The organism is Parasphingorhabdus sp., from assembly GCF_039982415.1.
GTDB lineage: Bacteria > Pseudomonadota > Alphaproteobacteria > Sphingomonadales > Sphingomonadaceae > Parasphingorhabdus.
Map to the genome: position 1 here is coordinate 185,417 of NZ_JBDWYL010000011.1, position 16,630 is coordinate 202,046.

Genomic DNA, 16,630 nt, shown 5'->3' on the forward strand with positions numbered 1-16,630 from the left:
AGTATATCATTGATATATAACGACTATATAGAAATAGCTATTTGATCATTCAATCGATTGGAAGAGGTATTTGCTTCCAGAGAGCTGCCCATCACCGCAATACGGATTCACACTCACACTAGGTGTAATTTTCGCAAAATACGCCAGCCAATGGCTTTGGCTTTGTTTTGCTCTGGAAAGCGGCCGGGCGCATCTGGGTTAAAGCCCCATTTTCGGAGCCAATGGTTCATTGCATGGGCATCTGCTTCGGCGAAGCTCCAATCAGATCGCCAAGTGATCGATAAAGAAATGCTTGGCTCAGATCCGTTTCTAACAAAATGAGGCGCCATGACTGGAACAAAAATCGCTTGTCCCGGCGATAGGGAATAGGCTTTTCCGGCCGCGATGAAATCGTCTCGCCAAGCCAAATTTCGTGGACCGCCGCTATGGTAAGATTCATGGGCTGCGGTCGGTGCAAAACGCGTGTCGCCAGCGGGATAAACGGTCATGGTTTTCTGACCGCGGAGTTGCAGCAGGATGTTATGCTCCGGATCGAAATGATAGGGCGTCATCGCATCAGGCGAAGAGATGAAAATAAAGCCCTGAGGACGCAGCATCTTGCCGGTTTTCTGTTCTAAAATGGGCTTAATCTCGTTCAACAAAGACAAGAGCAATGCTTCATATTCGGGAATTTGCTCAATATTCTTGAGCACCGCCCAACTCGCCGAATTTTCGATCATCAAGATCGTATCGGCAATCGACATTCCATTGTCTGGTACATCGTCTGGAGCAATTCCAATCGGCAGATCGCCCGGATTATATTCCACGCTTGTCGATGGCAAAGCCGTTCCTAATCTAGCCAAAGCGTCCAGCGACAGAAGACGGTTGGACGCCATATCATGACCGATTATCTGGGGTTGTTCTGGATAACATTGTGTAAATTTCTGGCGCGCTTCGGCGCTAAATACCGGCCGGTCAAAAGCGTGACTATTTGCAATCTTGTTCATATTTTTGCCTGCATGACATCGGTAATCTGTCGTCCCTTAATTTGGGCCATCAGATTTTCGCCCCAGCGGACACCACGAAACATTGCAGTGCGTGACAAACCTTTGAGCTCAATAGAAAAACGGCCAATATGGCGCCGTTCAGACCATAAGCGGTCGATCATCGGATGGTCTTCCGCTGCACAACTATCCATCCAGTCAATATCAGGTCGCTCCAACAATTTGAGATTTTCCAGTTGCAACAACACACCGGGCGAGAACCGGGCATATTCCTCATCATAGGCTGTTTTAAAGGAGAAGCTCCCGGGTCCGCAGTGAAAGTTCACCAATAGCGCCAAGGGCTTGCCATCCAGCCTCAATTCATAGCGCTCTAGTTGCCTGTTCTTGGCAGCACCCTGTAGGGCCGCTCGAAAAAATGCTTCTGTATTGGGCGCACTGGCCAAGGCGGAGCCAGCGCGGCCTTTCCAACTTTTGCTCTCCAGCGCAAGAAATTCGTCAATCCATGAGGCCAACCCATCATCCTGATCCAGCCGCGCCAATTGCACTTCGCCCAATTCGCTTAGTCTTTTGGCTTGGCGTCTCAGCTCCTTGCGCTTCTTCGCCCTAACAGTGTCGACATAATAGCTTTCCGCATTCTGCTGACCGGACAGCATGGCTCGTGCTTCGCTATGCACCAAGTCACACCGCCTATTCTGGCGAGCGCAAACCGATCGCATGGCACGGTCAAGTGAACCGCCAACCGTCAACCCACGCATATGCAAAAACCCTGGCCAGTCTTTCGCATCCAGCCGCACAAATAGAGCCGTCCAAAATTGATTTTCAAAGCCGCTACGAACCAACGGTGTTCCCAAAAAGCAGTTATGATGAGTCCAATTTTGGACAAAGGGCAAAGGCCAGCGGCCGAATTGACGGACTGGACCGACGGGCATTAATCCCAATAAGTCCGATTTGTAGGGTAATCCGGCCCAAAAGAGAAAGAGACTCAGATTTTCATCAGTTCGAAACTGGTCTAAAGCGGGATTGAGCAACCAATGCTCATAAAAAGCATTGGGTTCGGCGGCATGGCGCGCCAGCTTGATCCAGGCTGGTAACAATTGTTCATCTATCGCGGCAATTGAATCAAGCTGGGTTGTTGACGAACTGCTCAGGCATACGCGATCATCGGTTTCATAGTGAACCGCCTGATCTCCTTGGGCCTGAAACCCGCCTGCATCCATAATATTGCCTTATTTTGATCGTGCCATTTGCTAGCAAAAATAGGGTAATAAGCGATTAACGACGGCAAATTGATATTCTCAACAAATGACAGCCCAAAAAAACCCCGCCGAAATTGCTTTCAGCGGGGCTTTACAAGTCAATATTGGGTAGGGTTTAGGCTACGCCATGCGCCAGCGCTGCAAGCAGCAACAGAGCAACAATATTGGTAATTTTAATCATCGGATTGACGGCTGGACCCGCGGTATCCTTGTAAGGATCGCCCACAGTATCACCCGTCACAGCAGCTTTATGGGCTTCAGAGCCTTTACCACCATGATTACCGTCTTCGATATATTTCTTGGCATTGTCCCAAGCACCGCCGCCCGCTGTCATCGACAACGCAACGAACAGACCAGAGACAATCACGCCAAGCAACAATGCGCCTAAAGCCGCAAAGCCATTAGCTTGATCTGAAACTGCAGTAACCACGAAATAGACCACGATCGGTGCGAGAACCGGTAACAGCGATGGCAGGATCATTTCCTTAATCGCCGCCTTGGTTACCAGATCCACCGTACGGGCATAGTCAGGACGCGATGTACCATCCATAATGCCTTTGTCGTTGGCGAATTGATCGCGAACATCGACAACCACATCACCAGCGGCGCGGCCCACAGCTGTCATACCCATGGCTCCGAAGAGATATGGCAATAACGCACCCAGCAACAGACCCACAATCACATAAGGGTTTTCTAAGCTGAAGCTGACTTGCAAATCCGGGAAAAACTCCTTGAGGTCGGCAGTGTAAGCCGAGAACAAGACCAGTGCTGCGAGACCAGCAGAACCAATGGCATAGCCTTTGGTCACCGCTTTGGTGGTGTTGCCTACCGCATCAAGAGCATCGGTTTTATCCCGAACACTTTGATCCAGACCAGACATTTCCGCAATACCACCCGCATTATCTGTTACCGGGCCGTAGGCATCCAGCGCCACAACCATGCCAGCCAAGGCCAACATAGAGGTTGCTGCGAAAGCCAAGCCGATAAGACCAGCAAGCTGGAAGGCTACAACGATGCCAACCACGATGACCAATGTCGGCAAAGCGGTGGCTTCCATAGAAATTGCCAAGCCTTGGATCACGTTTGTACCATGGCCGGTTTCCGATGATTTCGCAATCGAACGGACAGGACGATATTCTGTACCGGTATAATATTCGGTAATCCAGATGATCAAGCCGGTAACAGCCAAACCAACCATCATCGACCAGAACAGCGCCATCCCGGTGAAACCACCCGTGCCATCAAGGCCTTGGCCGATCACCGCATTCATATCACCTACGGAACGCATGGTGACATAATAGATTGCCGGAATAGAAAGCACCGCGGTGGTGATGAAGCCTTTATACAAGGCGCCCATGATATTCGTACCGTTACCCAAACGCACCATATAGGTACCGATTATAGAAGTGATGATGCAAACGCCGCCAACAATCAGTGGCAAAGACATTAAGCTGTTCAACATTCCATTGCCGACCAGATCGCCAAATGTGAGGGCCAAAAGCACCATGGTGGCACCAACGGTCACCACATAAGTCTCAAACAAATCGGCTGCCATTCCTGCACAGTCACCAACATTATCGCCAACATTATCAGCAATAGTTGCCGGATTGCGCGGATCATCTTCCGGAATGCCCGCTTCCACTTTACCGACGAGATCAGCGCCGACATCTGCCGCTTTGGTAAAGATACCGCCGCCCAAACGTGCAAAGATCGAAATCAACGAAGCGCCAAAGGCAAGAGCCACGAGCGAATCAATCACTTCGCGGCTTTTCGCTGCCAGCCCCATTTGGGTTGTCAGGATCCAGAAAAAGACTGAGATTGCCAGCAGAGCAAGACCAGCAACGAGCATTCCCGTCACCGCACCAGCACGAAATGCCACGGTCAAACCGGTTTGCAAACTGTCACTCGCGCCTTGAGCGGTCCGCACATTAGCCCGCACGGAAATATTCATTCCAATATAGCCTGCAACGCCGGATAAAATCGAACCCAGCAAAAAGCCAATTGTGGATATTGGAACACCGCCGCGAGGCATGTCTAAGAAAATGAAGACGAGAACCGCGACCACAACACCGACGATTGCGATCGCCCGATATTGACGGTTCAGATAGGCTTGCGCACCTTCCTGAATAGCCGCAGCAATGTCCTGCATTTTTTCATTGCCCGCGGGTGCACCGAGCACCTGACGGCTTGTAATAAATCCATATAAAACGGCAATTAATCCGCATATTATTGAAATGGTGACAACAGTCATTGCTGTTCTTCTCCCCCTAATTTTTTTCGTGAAAAGCCCCAGAATAGCGGCAATATCGCGAGAACTTATAAAGCGTGAACCGCATGGTGCAACCCCTGATTTTACCGCTATTCCCTAGCATTTCTGATCACTTGTTAAATAATCCAATTGAAAAGAGATTACGCATGAACAAAGCCCAGAGAATCGGGCAAGGCGATCTGCTCTCCCGCTTTCATGAGCGATATTCCGGACCCTGGCCGGCATTGACCAATCCGGGTTACATTTATGGGCAAAACCGTCTCCGGACTCGCGGTCAGGAGCAATTGATAATCATCTCCACCCGTCGCGGCGGCCATTCTCGCTTCTTCATCTGATCCAAAAACGGTTTCAAACGCTTTGGACAAAGGAATGGTATCAAGATCAATTTCCAAATTCACACCGCTTGCGGAAGCAATGCGAGAGGCATCAAGCAACAAGCCATCCGAAACGTCCATCATCGTGCTGACCAGCGATGACAAGGCCCGCCCTTCTTCCAATTTTGGGTCTGGACGATTATGCGCTTTTAACAATATGGCAGATGTTTCAATGTCAGCGGCATGGGCTTTGCCGGACGCTATTTGCAATCCGCCCCATGCATCGCCAATTGGTCCCGAGACATAAATACTATGTCCAGCCGCAGCACTGCAGCGCGCCGGAACAATATGGCCCTTTGCTTCTCCAAAAGCGGTCAATGAGAGCGTTTTTTTACTGCTTTTGTCCATAGACACAGTATCACCGCCAAGCAATGGGACGCCGAATTTGATTATCGCTTCTTTCAATCCGCGAATGAAACGAATGTCCCATTCGTCATTTCCGACCCGGCCATAACCCATTAACAAACCGAGCGGTTTTGCGCCCTTGGCAGCAAGATCAGACAAATTGACTGCGACCAATTTCCACGCCACGTCCGCAGGATCTGCGGTAGACAGGAAATGAATATCTTCAACCAGCATATCATGCGACATGACCAGCTTGTGACGACCAAATGGCAGGACGGCTGCATCATCCGCCAATCCCCGAGCAGCCGGATGGGTTGCCAGTGCTTTCAACTGGTCAATAAAATCAAATTCGGTCAATCAGGGCCCCCTTCACAAAGAAGATGCGCCCCACATCTGTTACAACCACACACGCTCCCCTGCTCGGCAGGTTCATATGTGGACAGCCTTTCAGCTGCTGCGAACCTGCTTTGCTATCGCGTCCAGCAATCCATTGATAAATCCGCTATCCTTTTTGTCAAAAAAGGCATGAGCAACATCAACATATTCACTAATCACTGTCCCCGTCGGAACATCGTCCCGCGCCATTAACTCAAAGGCCCCGGCGCGCAGAATTTGCAACATTGTTTTGTCGAGCCGCCCCATAGACCAGCCGGATGCCAGTTTTTCAGAGATGAGCGCATCAATTTCATCCCGTTTTTCGGACACTCCAACGACGATATCATCGAAAAATTCAACTTCTGCAGGCCGATATTGAGCATCCTCAATCTCTGCACCTAACCGATGGTCATGAAACTCCTTCAACAGGCGCGGAACGGGAGTCTTTTCCATTTCATGCTGGAAAAGCGCTTGCACCGCGGCAAGGCGGGCGGTGGAACGGCTGTTTGATTTTGCGGTCATCGTTTCAATCTTTTTCTTACGCTTTCCGCATGAGCGGGCAAGCCTTCTGCCTCGGCAAGCGCAACCGCAGCGGGTCCAATTTTGCCAAGAGACGCTTCGTCACATTCAAGAAAGCTGGTTCTTTTCATAAAGTCAGTCACGGACAGCCCGGACGAAAATCGCGCCCGACGACCCGTCGGCAGAACATGATTTGGTCCGGCCACATAATCACCCACCGCTTCCGGTGTATGGCGACCCAAAAATACCGAACCGGCATGGCGCACTTTGTTAAACAAGGCCTGCGGATTGTCGCAAGCCAGTTCAAGATGTTCCGCAGCCAAACGATCAACCAGCGGCATGGCCTGTTCCAGCCGGTCCACCAATATAATCGCGCCATTGTCGGTCCAGCTTTGAGACGCAGTTTCGCTAGTGCTTAATGTGGCCAACTGCACATCAATTTGCGCGGCAACAGCGTCAGCAAATGCCTGATCATCTGTGAATAATATCGATTGGCTGGTGGGATCATGCTCTGCTTGAGACAATAAGTCGGCGGCAATCCATTCCGGATTATTCTCGCCATCAGCCACGACAACAATTTCCGAAGGCCCAGCGACCATGTCAATTCCAACGACACCGTAAACCTGCCGTTTGGCTTCGGCGACCCATGCATTGCCGGGACCGGTAATGACATCGACGGGTTGAATTTTCTCGGTCCCAAAAGCCAGCGCGGCCACCGCTTGCGCGCCGCCGACCCGCCAAATTTCATCAACGCCGGCGATATGTGCTGCCGCTAGCACCAGCGGATTAACCTCTCCGCCGGGCGTGGGTGTCACCATGATCACTCGATCAGCACCAGCCACTTTCGCCGGTATAGCGTTCATAAGTACCGAAGATGGATATGCCGCTCGGCCGCCAGGAATATAAATGCCGGCTCGCTCCACTGCGTTCCACCGGGCGCCGATCCGCACACCGGCATCATCGCGATAGTCGCGGTTATCCGGCTTTTGTCCCTCATGATAGTCGCGGATACGGATCGCAGCCAGTTCAAGGGCTATCCGCAGGTTAGGGTCGAGACCATCCAGCGCAATTTCGCATTCAGCAACCGAGACCTTCCAGCCAGTAAACTCCAGATCGTGTCCATCAAATTTCTGCGTAAGCCGGGCCACCGCCTCGTCCCCACGGGATCGGACATCCTTGATAATCGCAGCCACATCCGCTGATATATCGGCATCCGCCTCGCGGCGAGCATTGACCAGCGCATCAAAGGCATCGGCAAAACCGGTATCCGAAGTTGAAAGCCGCAAAGCCACTAGACCTGTCCCACCAAATCACGGAATTTCTGGACCAAGTCGGTCAATTCTTCGCTCCGCATCTTAAAGGCTGCGCGATTGACCACCAACCGCGCCGAAATATCGATAATCCGGTCGGTCTCAACCAGATTATTGGCTTTTAAAGTGCTGCCGGATTCGACCAAATCGACAATATGTCGCGACAGGCCAAGCGACGGTGCGAGCTCCATGGCGCCGTTAAGCTTAACACATTCGGCCTGGATTCCACGCGCTTCAAAATGACGGCTGGTCAGGTTGGGATATTTGGTGGCGACACGGATATGCGAGATATTGCCAATTTCTTCTGCATCATCGCGCGGTTGTGCCACAGACAAACGGCAGCGGCCAATCGCCAAATCAACCGGAGCATAAAGCTCGCTATAGCCAAATTCCTCCACCACATCCGAGCCCACAATACCAATTTGAGCCGCGCCATGCGCCACAAAAGTCGCTACATCAAAGGCGCGCACACGAATGATCGACACATGCGGCTGGTTCGTGCCAAACATTAAACTGCGATTGGCCTTGTCAAAAAATTCTGGTAACGGCTCGATCCCGACCTTGGCTAACATCGGCAAGGCCTCGTCAAGAATCCGTCCCTTGGGGATTGCAAAGATCAGGGGTGTGGTCATAGAAGCCGACGCATTAGGGCTTCATAGCGGAAAGGGCAATATGTCTCGCCAGCAAAAAATACAGGATGCCTTTGCCAATCAGATAGAATATTGCCGTTCCAACGGTGCACCAATTACCGGGCGGATTGTCGAGGCCATTATTGGGGCGCTGGACGAAGGAAGTGAACTTGGCCGCCGGGTGCTGCAATGGGAGGGCAATCCTTTGGCCGACGCCTTACCGCTGCGGGTCGCAGGCGGCTTTCATGCACTGCATCTGGCAGGACAACATGAACGGCTTTCGGCAATCTATCAGGGTGATCAAATTGCTGCCGAAAATGCGGAGCAAATAATAGCGGAAACGATCTTCACGGATGAATCGCATTTGCTGCCCTGGCTGGAATCCCCCCCGCAAACCAATGAAGCCGGACGCTCTTCCTCCTATATTGCGGGTTTGCTTTGGCTGACGGAGCAAGGCTTGCCACCGCAATATGAGCTGCTCGAAATCGGCTCAAGCGCTGGTTTAAACCTAATGATTGATCGTTATGCTTATGATCTCGGCGGCGTCACTTTTGGGCCCCAAAAAGCGCCATTATCCTTTTCACCCGATTGGCAAGGACCACCGCCGCCGAACCAATTTTTTGCTTTTCAATCCCTGCGCGGTTGCGACATTGCGCCAGTAGATCTCACGAATCCAGCGCAAGCAAGACGTTTAACCGCTTATATTTGGCCGGAACATACGGTTCGTTTTGAACGGATGAAAAGCGCGATCGAAATGGTCAATAGCCAGTCACCCCATCTCGAAGGTGCCAGTGCCGATGACTGGATGATGGCGCAATTGTCTCAACCCCAAGAGGCTGGAGTGACTAGGGTTTTAGTCCATTCAATCGTCTGGCAATATATTCCCAAGGCCGGCCGCGATAGGATCACACGGGCGATGGAAGAAGCCGGAGCCAAAGCAACCCGAGACCGGCCGCTGGCATGGCTATCGCTGGAGGCCAATCGCGAAACCTATCGCCATGAGCTGATCGTCCGGCATTGGCCTGAACATGGGGAACCGATTAAACTTGGGGAAGCGCATGCGCACGGCGCCTGGGTGAAATGGCTAGACCAATCAAAAACTTAGTCCGGTTATAAGCGATCCGGGGCGATCACCGTTTTTTCAGTTATCACATTTCCAGTGTTTAATATAGTTTTGGGCTCAAGCAACAGAACATGGCATTCGCCGCCCAATCCTTCTGGCCGATGCTCAACGCCTCGGGGAATAATGATGAATTCGCCGGGATCCACATCGACATTGCCGCTGCGCAATCCCATGCGCATCCGGCCAGCTATAACGAGAAACAACTCATCCTCTTGATCGTGGTGATGCCAGTCAAATTGACCCTCAAATTTAGCAAGTTTGATTTGCGCGTCATTGATATCACCCGCGATTTTCGGGGACCAATGATCAGAAAAAGTTGCGAACGCGTCTTTGAGATTGACTTTTACGGGTGCGTTGGACGCGGTCACTCGCCTGGCGCCTTCGCTTTGATCGCCATCGCATGAACCTTTTCGCGCATCATGTCGCCCAGCGCCTTATTGACCATACGTTGACGATTGAGACGGGATTGACCAGCAAAAGCTTCGCAGGTGATTTCCACCGTAAAATGCGACTCTCCGCTGCCATCGTCTCCGACATGGCCATGATGGCTAGCGCTATCGTTGATGACATGGAGCGATATTGGGGAGAGGGCTTTGACAAGCCGGTTTTCGATTTCCGTGGCAACGGGGCCTTTTGATTCTGTTTCCATAATGCCTATATAGAAGCTTCCGCTTTAATTGCGAACCGCCTTCTCAATCCTCATTCCAACCAGCAACCGGACTTAAAATTGCCTTCTTCCGATCCCCAAAAGAAGAAACCCAATCGTTTCCATGGTCGTGTCGATACAGACGGTGAGCCATGTGCGATAGAGGGATGTTCGGAAAATGGTGAATTTCGTGCACCGCCTATTTATGGCGCCCGGCACGGCTATGATGGTCCGGGCGAATATCGTTGGCTCTGCCTCGAACATGTTCGAGAATTTAATCAAGGCTACGACTATTTTGATGGCATGGATCAGGAACAGATTTTCGAAGCCCAACATCCGGTAAGAGGGTGGGATAGCAATCGGCGAATCTATGAAACCGGTCCCAATGCAGCACCGGCTTGGTCGGATTTTACGGATCCGTTGGACGCAATAGGAGCAAGATTTGCAGCCAGCGTTTCTAGGCCGCAAACACCCGGCCGAACGATCAGTGCAGCGGACGATAAAGCGCTTAAGACGCTAGGGCTTGGCGCGGATGCAGAGCGCGGAGATATCCGCCGACGCTATTCCGAATTGGTGCGCAAATATCATCCCGATCGCAATGGCGGTAACAGAAGTCATGAGAAACAGTTGGCAAATGTCATCGCGGCCTATACGCAGCTTAAGGAATCACCAGATTTTAGATAGTGGCTCTCGCTTTTTCTTTTTCATAGTGCAGCGGAAGTTTTCAAAGGACAAACATGACTGACATACCAAATTCTCATCCCAGCGGTAGCGGCGAAACCATAATGGCTGCTCCCGATCAAACAGTTGATGCGCGGGAAATTTTTGGAGTGGATCTGGACATGCAGATCCCCTCTTTCAGCGAGAAAGACGAACGCGTTCCGGATTTGGATCCGTCCTATGTATTTGACCAAGACACCACAGCGGCAATTCTCGCTGGCTTCGCATTTAACCGCCGGGTCATGGTGCAAGGATTTCACGGCACCGGTAAATCAACCCATATTGAACAAGTTGCAGCTCGGCTCAATTGGCCATGTATCCGGATTAACTTGGATGCCCATATCAGCCGTATCGATTTGGTGGGCCGTGACGCTATTGTTTTGAAAGATGGTCAACAAGTTACGGAATTTCGAGAAGGCTTACTGCCTTGGGCACTGCAAACTCCAACCGCATTGGTGTTCGATGAATATGATGCCGGGCGTCCCGATGTCATGTTTGTGATTCAACGGGTTTTGGAAGCGGAAGGCAAATTGACCTTGCTCGACCAAAATCGGGTCATCCGTCCGAACCCCAATTTCCGTCTATTCGCCACGGCCAATACTGTCGGTCTGGGCGATACAAGCGGGCTGTATCATGGCACGCAACAGATTAACCAGGGGCAGATGGACCGTTGGAATATTGTCGTCACATTAAATTATCTCCCAGCGGCAACCGAAGCGAAAGTGATTCTCGCGAAAGTTCCAGACACAAATGATCAAACCGTAGAAAATATGATCAAAGTGGCTGATCTGTCTCGCCAAGGATTTGTCAATGGCGACATTTCAACGGTGATGAGTCCACGTACTGTCATTAGCTGGGCCCAAAATACAGAGATTTTCAACAATGTTGGCTTTGCTTTCCGCTTGAGTTTCCTCAACAAATGTGACGAAGCCGAACGAATGTTGGTTGCTGAATATTATCAGCGTGTATTTGGCGAAGACCTTCCGGAAAGCGTTGTTGGCGGTTGATCCGCTTCATTCTGGGTTCACTCGACTTATAGCAAAACTCTCATCTCGGTTACGAGAAGGGGCAATTATGGTCGTTCAAATTTGTTACTCGCTTTTTGTGTATTATTAGTATAATACAGTAAGCAATGCTCGATCGAACTTCTCCCGGAAATATGCCGCGCCGACGCTGGCATTGGCCATTGGGCCGACGTAAAGTTGCGCAACCTGAGCTATACGCGCCTTATGACGACGCCCTGGCGCCTCCAATCCCTCACGAACCCATCGCGCCGATTAAAAAGCCGCGCGGAAAATGGTGGTGGTTTAGTCGCGGTTTCGCCGCTGTGTTGTTTCTGTTCATTCTACTGATCGCCTGGCTAGCCATTACTGCCCCGCTGTCCAAATCACTGCAGCCCATCGCTCCGCCACAGATCACATTGTTAACCTCTGATGGTCAGCCGATTGCGCGCAATGGAGCGGTTGTCGATGAACCTGTACAGATCGCAAAATTACCTGATCATGTGGTCAATGCGTTTCTTGCGATCGAAGACCGGCGTTTCTATTCGCATTGGGGCGTTGACCCGCGAGGCCTTGCGCGCGCGGCGTGGAGCAATGCGACCGGTAGCGGGATGATGCAGGGCGGCAGCACAATTACCCAGCAATTGGCCAAGCTCACTTTCTTAACTCCAGAAAGAAGTCTCACCCGTAAAGCACGGGAAATGCTGATAGCATTCTGGATGGAAGCGCGTCTGTCGAAAGAAGAAATTCTCGAACGCTATTTGTCCAACGTCTATTTTGGCGATAATGTTTACGGCTTACGTGCCGCTTCGTTGCATTATTATTATCGCCAACCTGAAAATCTCAAGCCGGAACAAGCGATCATGCTAGCTGGACTGGTGCAAGCCCCATCCCGTCTCGCACCCACGCGCAATCCTGATCTCGCCAAAAAGCGTGCAAAGCTTGTCACGTCGGCGATGGTAGCAGCCGGCTATATGTCGCAAAAAGAAGCCGATAAACTGCCGCAACCGATCCTCGATGTCCGCGCCAAAAATACGGTACCTACCGGCACTTATTTTGCTGATTGGGCAATGCCAAGGGCCCGGAGCTTGTCTGAAATGAGCTACAGCAAACTGACATTGACCACGACATTGGATTCGCGACTACAGAAAATCGCTAATAATGTCGTGAGCCGAGCGCCCTTGGGTTCTGCCCAAGTCGCACTGGTAGCGATGCGGCCTGATGGCGAGGTCGTAGCCATGATCGGGGGTCGCAGTTACCGAAATTCCGCCTTTAACCGAGCCACACAAGCCAAACGACAACCGGGTTCAACCTTCAAACTTTTTGTCTGGTTAGCGGCGCTTAGAGCCGATATTCACCCCGAAGATATGGTCGATGACAGCCCCATTACTAAGGGCGGTTACCTGCCGAGAAATGCAGGCGAAAAATATAACGGCGATATTAGTCTCAAACAAGCCTTTGCCAAATCCAGCAACGTGGCTGCTGTGCGCCTTTTTGGGCAAGTTGGGGACAAAGCTGTGATCCGTGAAGCGCAAAATCTTGGTGTCACATCAAAGCTAGCCGAAGATGATCCAAGTCTGGCACTCGGCACATCAACCATGACGCTGATAGAGCTGACTGCTGCCTATGCCGGAGTTGCAGGCAATAGTTGGCCTGTCAAACCTTATGCCTTTAAAAAGGAAGAGCAAAGCTGGACCGAATGGCTGTTCGATTGGCCTGGTCGTTATGGTGACAACACCCATGAACGCATGGAAGATATGTTGCGCAACGCTGTCAATCAGGGCACCGGCCGAAACGCCCGACTGACCATTGCCAACTATGGTAAAACTGGCACCAGTCAGAATAATCGCGATGCTCTTTTCGTCGGCTATGCCGAGGATTTGGTGGTCGGTATTTGGGTTGGCAATGATGATAATGCCCCGCTTAAAGGCGTCAGCGGCGGTGGTATCCCCGCACGCATCTGGCGAGATTTTATGCGACAGGCGATCCAAGGTGCTGGGCCGGTTGCCAAACCCAAGCCGAAAGCAAAACCGGATCCCGATGGGCCGATTACGCCGTTGGATCTCCCTGATCTTGAAGATTTGGAGGATGTACCGATTGATTTGGGTGACACGGAAATCCGCCTCAAAGGGGATCAAGGCCTGTCCATCTCCAAAGAAATTGGCGGTATTCCTTTGGATCTGAATCTTGATGATGACGGCCTAGCGATAGAGAGCAGACGCTCCTCTGAGTGATGGCAAAAAAAAGACGGTACGCGGACCGTTTTTCTAAATGCCGCCAAAGTTCCAATGTGACATGTTCCAACTAGCAACTTAACCGCGTTCCCCAAAATGCATAGGAACAACGTGATTGAAACTGCTGCTATGTCTGTTTATCGAACCTTATGGCTGACCGATCCAAACTTGATGATCTGAAAGACGTGCTCGGCGGAACAGCCCGCGCAATGTCTCGTGAACCCGAAGTGGAATTGGCTTACACAGCCGAAGCCCCTTCGCAATCCGGTGAGCATCTAAAAGTGCCTATGCCGGCGCGAGACCTGCCTTCCGATCAAGTTGCTCAAGCGCGCGGCTTTGCGGATAGTTTTGCCTTGAAACTGCGCTATCATAACGAAGCCAGTCACCGCAAAAATGCGCCGCAAGAAGCGGTGGCTCGCGCCTGTTTTGACGCGCTGGAGCAAGTCCGCACGGATGCACTGGGTTCGCGCAATATGAAAGGAGTCAATGGCAATTTGGATGCCGCGTTGGCTATGAGAATGCGCTCAGACCCTATTTCCCGCGCGCAAAATCGCGATGAAGTTCCAATTTCCAGCGCACTAGCATTGCTAGCGCGAGAAAAGCTTACCGGGGAAGCGCCGCCGGATTCCGCTCAAAAAGGCGTGGATATGCTGCGCAGTTGGATTGAAGATGAGGCCGGCGCCGATCTCGATGGCTTGAATCTGACTTTGGATGATCAAGAAAATTTCGCCAAATTATCGACCCAATTGCTCGAACATCTCGATCTAATCAAAAGTGACGACGAGACGTCTGATGCCGATGATAGCGACGATGACAGCGATGAAGACAGCGATGATCAGGAAGATGATGGCGCTGATGATGAAGCGACCGGTGATCAGGGGCAACAAGACATGCGCTCTGAACAATCCGAAGAAGATGCGCAGGATAGCGAAAGCGAATTAAGCGCAGACGATCTGGAAGAAGGCGCCGAAGAAGAAATGGGCGAAGGCGGCGATGAAGGCATGATGCCGGTCCGACCAAATCGTCCGATGTCCGATTTGCCGCCTGGATTTGATTATGCGCCGTGGACGGAAAAATATGATGAAATCATAAGCGCCACGGAATTATGCGACGAAGAAGAATTGACTCGCCTACGCGCGTTTCTGGATCAGCAACTGACGAACTTACAGGGCGCGGTAACCAAATTGGCCAATCGCTTGCAACGGCGCTTAATGGCTCAGCAAAACCGCAGCTGGGATTTTGATCAGGAAGAAGGCATGTTGGATGCCGCGCGCCTGGCGCGTGTGGTCAGCAATCCGGCCCATAGTCTTTCCTACAAAATCGAGCGCGAAACCGATTTCCGCGATACGGTGGTGACGTTGCTGATTGACAATAGCGGCTCGATGCGAGGCAGACCGATTAGCATCGCCGCAATCAGCGCCGATATCATGGCCCGTACCCTGGAACGCTGCGGTGTGAAAACCGAAATTTTGGGCTTTACCACTCGGGCATGGAAAGGCGGCCAATGCCGCGAAAGTTGGTTGGCGCAGGACCGTCCATCCAGTCCCGGTCGGCTAAACGATTTGCGCCACATCATCTACAAGCAAGCAGACGAACCGTGGCGTCGAGCACGAAAAAATCTCGGGCTGATGATGCGCGAAGGATTGCTTAAAGAGAATATCGATGGCGAAGCCTTGCTGTGGGCGCACAGCCGATTAATTGCTCGACCCGAAGAACGCCGCATTTTGATGGTGATTTCAGATGGCGCGCCGGTTGATGATTCAACGCTGTCGGTCAATCACGGTGCTTATCTTGAAAATCATCTGCGCAAGGTCATCGAATGGATTGAAGGCCGCTCACCCGTTCAACTGGTGGCCATCGGTATTGGCCATGATGTAACCCGATACTACAAGCGCGCAGTAACCATCATGGACGCCGAACAATTGGGCGGCACGATGGTGGAACAACTGGCAGGTCTATTTGATGAGGAAACAAAATGAACGTAACTGAAGCTGTACAATCTCGCCGGTCTGTTCGTCAGTTTTTGGACAATCCCGTTGATAAAAATCTCTTGGAGAAGATTCTGGAAACGGCATCGCGATCACCATCCGGCGGGAATACGCAGCCATGGAATGCGGTGGTTGTTGGCGGCGATGAACTGACGCGTATTGCCGATGCGGTAAAAGCGAAAGTCCCCACTGCACCGGCGGGCGAAAATATGGAATATGATATTTATCCCAAAGATCTTGCTGGACGATATGAGGAACAACGCAAAAACGTTGGCAAAGCCATGTTTGATTCGCTCAAGATTCCGAAAGATGATGGGGGCGCACGAATCAAACAGATGATGGCCAATTGGGACAGCTTTGGTGCCCCGGTCCAACTTTTCACCTATACCCGGAAATATATGGGGCCACCGCAATGGTCCGACATGGGCATGTGGCTGCAAACCGTAATGCTATTGCTGCGCGAAGAAGGGCTGGACAGCTGTCCTCAGGAAATCTGGGCGATGTACGGCACTTATATGCGGGAATTGCTCGACATTGATGACGATCATATCTTTTTTTGCGGCATGGCAATTGGCTATCGCAATCCGGATGCGCCGATCAACAATTTTGAGGTCCCGCGTATGCCTTTGTCAGAGACTGTAAAATTTCGCGGATTTTAAATTTAATAAGTCACTGATAAATAGTGATTAAAATTGAAGATGTTTCAAATAGTGACAATTGTCACCACTTTCTCACACCTGTGTCGATAAATTACTATACCAGACTCGGAATTGTCGCTTATGGATGATTCCGAGGGACAATTCGGGTCGCAATAAGAGTAGCTTAGCCAAAGGTCTTGCGCTGCTCTGGGGTATGTGG

The 16,630-nt window shown here is 51.3% G+C and carries 15 protein-coding genes; 6 read left to right on the plus strand and 9 right to left on the minus strand.

All coding sequences use genetic code 11. From position 1 onward, the window contains the following. Positions 1-113: 113 nt before the first annotated feature. From ABJU74_RS15165 to hisG, 7 genes are all read right to left on the minus strand, one after another. Positions 114-986 carry a cupin-like domain-containing protein gene (locus tag ABJU74_RS15165; RefSeq protein ID WP_348385323.1) on the minus strand — a complete coding sequence of 291 codons (873 nt, stop codon included), beginning with the start codon at positions 984-986 and terminating at the stop codon, positions 114-116. Continuing rightward, the gene (locus ABJU74_RS15170) at positions 983-2,200 is read right to left on the minus strand and encodes a GNAT family N-acetyltransferase (RefSeq protein WP_348385322.1); all 1,218 of its coding nucleotides are present in this window, start codon (positions 2,198-2,200) and stop codon (positions 983-985) included. The genes ABJU74_RS15165 and ABJU74_RS15170 overlap by 4 nt, the downstream gene beginning before the upstream one ends. A gap of 154 nt (positions 2,201-2,354) precedes the next feature. Further along, positions 2,355-4,490, minus strand: coding sequence for a sodium-translocating pyrophosphatase (locus ABJU74_RS15175; RefSeq protein WP_348385321.1), 2,136 nt, complete (start codon positions 4,488-4,490; stop codon positions 2,355-2,357). Between the two features lie 158 nt (positions 4,491-4,648). Continuing rightward, on the minus strand, positions 4,649-5,584 hold the full coding sequence (gene thiL, locus ABJU74_RS15180) for a thiamine-phosphate kinase (protein WP_348385320.1): 936 nt from the start codon (positions 5,582-5,584) through the stop codon (positions 4,649-4,651). A 90-nt stretch (positions 5,585-5,674) separates the two neighbouring features. Further along, positions 5,675-6,124 carry a transcription antitermination factor NusB gene (gene nusB / locus ABJU74_RS15185; RefSeq protein ID WP_348385319.1) on the minus strand — a complete coding sequence of 150 codons (450 nt, stop codon included), beginning with the start codon at positions 6,122-6,124 and terminating at the stop codon, positions 5,675-5,677. Further along, positions 6,121-7,413 (minus strand): histidinol dehydrogenase, encoded by a 1,293-nt coding sequence (hisD, locus tag ABJU74_RS15190; protein WP_348385318.1) that lies wholly within the window; start codon positions 7,411-7,413, stop codon positions 6,121-6,123. The genes nusB and hisD overlap by 4 nt, the downstream gene beginning before the upstream one ends. Continuing rightward, positions 7,413-8,063, minus strand: a complete 651-nt coding sequence (gene hisG / locus ABJU74_RS15195) for an ATP phosphoribosyltransferase (protein WP_348385317.1) — start codon at positions 8,061-8,063, stop codon at positions 7,413-7,415. Before hisG ends, hisD begins: the two co-directional genes overlap by 1 nt. A 40-nt stretch (positions 8,064-8,103) precedes the next feature. Between hisG and ABJU74_RS15200 the strand changes: the two genes are divergently transcribed. Next, positions 8,104-9,165, plus strand: a complete 1,062-nt coding sequence (locus tag ABJU74_RS15200) for a DUF2332 domain-containing protein (RefSeq protein ID WP_348385316.1) — start codon at positions 8,104-8,106, stop codon at positions 9,163-9,165. 5 nt (positions 9,166-9,170) lie between these two features. On the opposite strand, the gene ABJU74_RS15205 is transcribed toward ABJU74_RS15200, so the two are convergent. Together ABJU74_RS15205 and ABJU74_RS15210 are read right to left on the minus strand one after the other, a co-directional pair. Next, the gene (locus ABJU74_RS15205) at positions 9,171-9,551 is read right to left on the minus strand and encodes a cupin domain-containing protein (RefSeq protein WP_348385315.1); all 381 of its coding nucleotides are present in this window, start codon (positions 9,549-9,551) and stop codon (positions 9,171-9,173) included. Continuing rightward, positions 9,548-9,832: a BolA family protein gene (locus ABJU74_RS15210; RefSeq protein ID WP_348385314.1), complete on the minus strand. Its 285-nt coding sequence runs from the start codon at positions 9,830-9,832 to the stop codon at positions 9,548-9,550. The genes ABJU74_RS15205 and ABJU74_RS15210 overlap by 4 nt, the downstream gene beginning before the upstream one ends. Positions 9,833-9,910: 78 nt before the next feature. Between ABJU74_RS15210 and ABJU74_RS15215 the strand changes: the two genes are divergently transcribed. The 5 genes from ABJU74_RS15215 to ABJU74_RS15235 all read left to right on the plus strand — a co-directional run bounded on the left by ABJU74_RS15215 (position 9,911) and on the right by ABJU74_RS15235 (position 16,431). After that, positions 9,911-10,513, plus strand: a complete 603-nt coding sequence (locus ABJU74_RS15215; protein WP_348385313.1) for a J domain-containing protein — start codon at positions 9,911-9,913, stop codon at positions 10,511-10,513. Between the two features lie 53 nt (positions 10,514-10,566). Next, positions 10,567-11,556 carry a cobaltochelatase subunit CobS gene (gene cobS, locus ABJU74_RS15220; RefSeq protein ID WP_348385312.1) on the plus strand — a complete coding sequence of 330 codons (990 nt, stop codon included), beginning with the start codon at positions 10,567-10,569 and terminating at the stop codon, positions 11,554-11,556. Between the two features lie 125 nt (positions 11,557-11,681). Next, positions 11,682-13,784 (plus strand): transglycosylase domain-containing protein, encoded by a 2,103-nt coding sequence (locus ABJU74_RS15225; RefSeq protein ID WP_348422579.1) that lies wholly within the window; start codon positions 11,682-11,684, stop codon positions 13,782-13,784. 149 nt (positions 13,785-13,933) lie between these two features. After that, on the plus strand, positions 13,934-15,763 hold the full coding sequence (gene cobT, locus ABJU74_RS15230; protein WP_348385310.1) for a cobaltochelatase subunit CobT: 1,830 nt from the start codon (positions 13,934-13,936) through the stop codon (positions 15,761-15,763). Continuing rightward, positions 15,760-16,431, plus strand: a complete 672-nt coding sequence (locus ABJU74_RS15235) for a nitroreductase (RefSeq protein WP_348385309.1) — start codon at positions 15,760-15,762, stop codon at positions 16,429-16,431. Before cobT ends, ABJU74_RS15235 begins: the two co-directional genes overlap by 4 nt. Positions 16,432-16,630 lie beyond the last annotated feature (199 nt).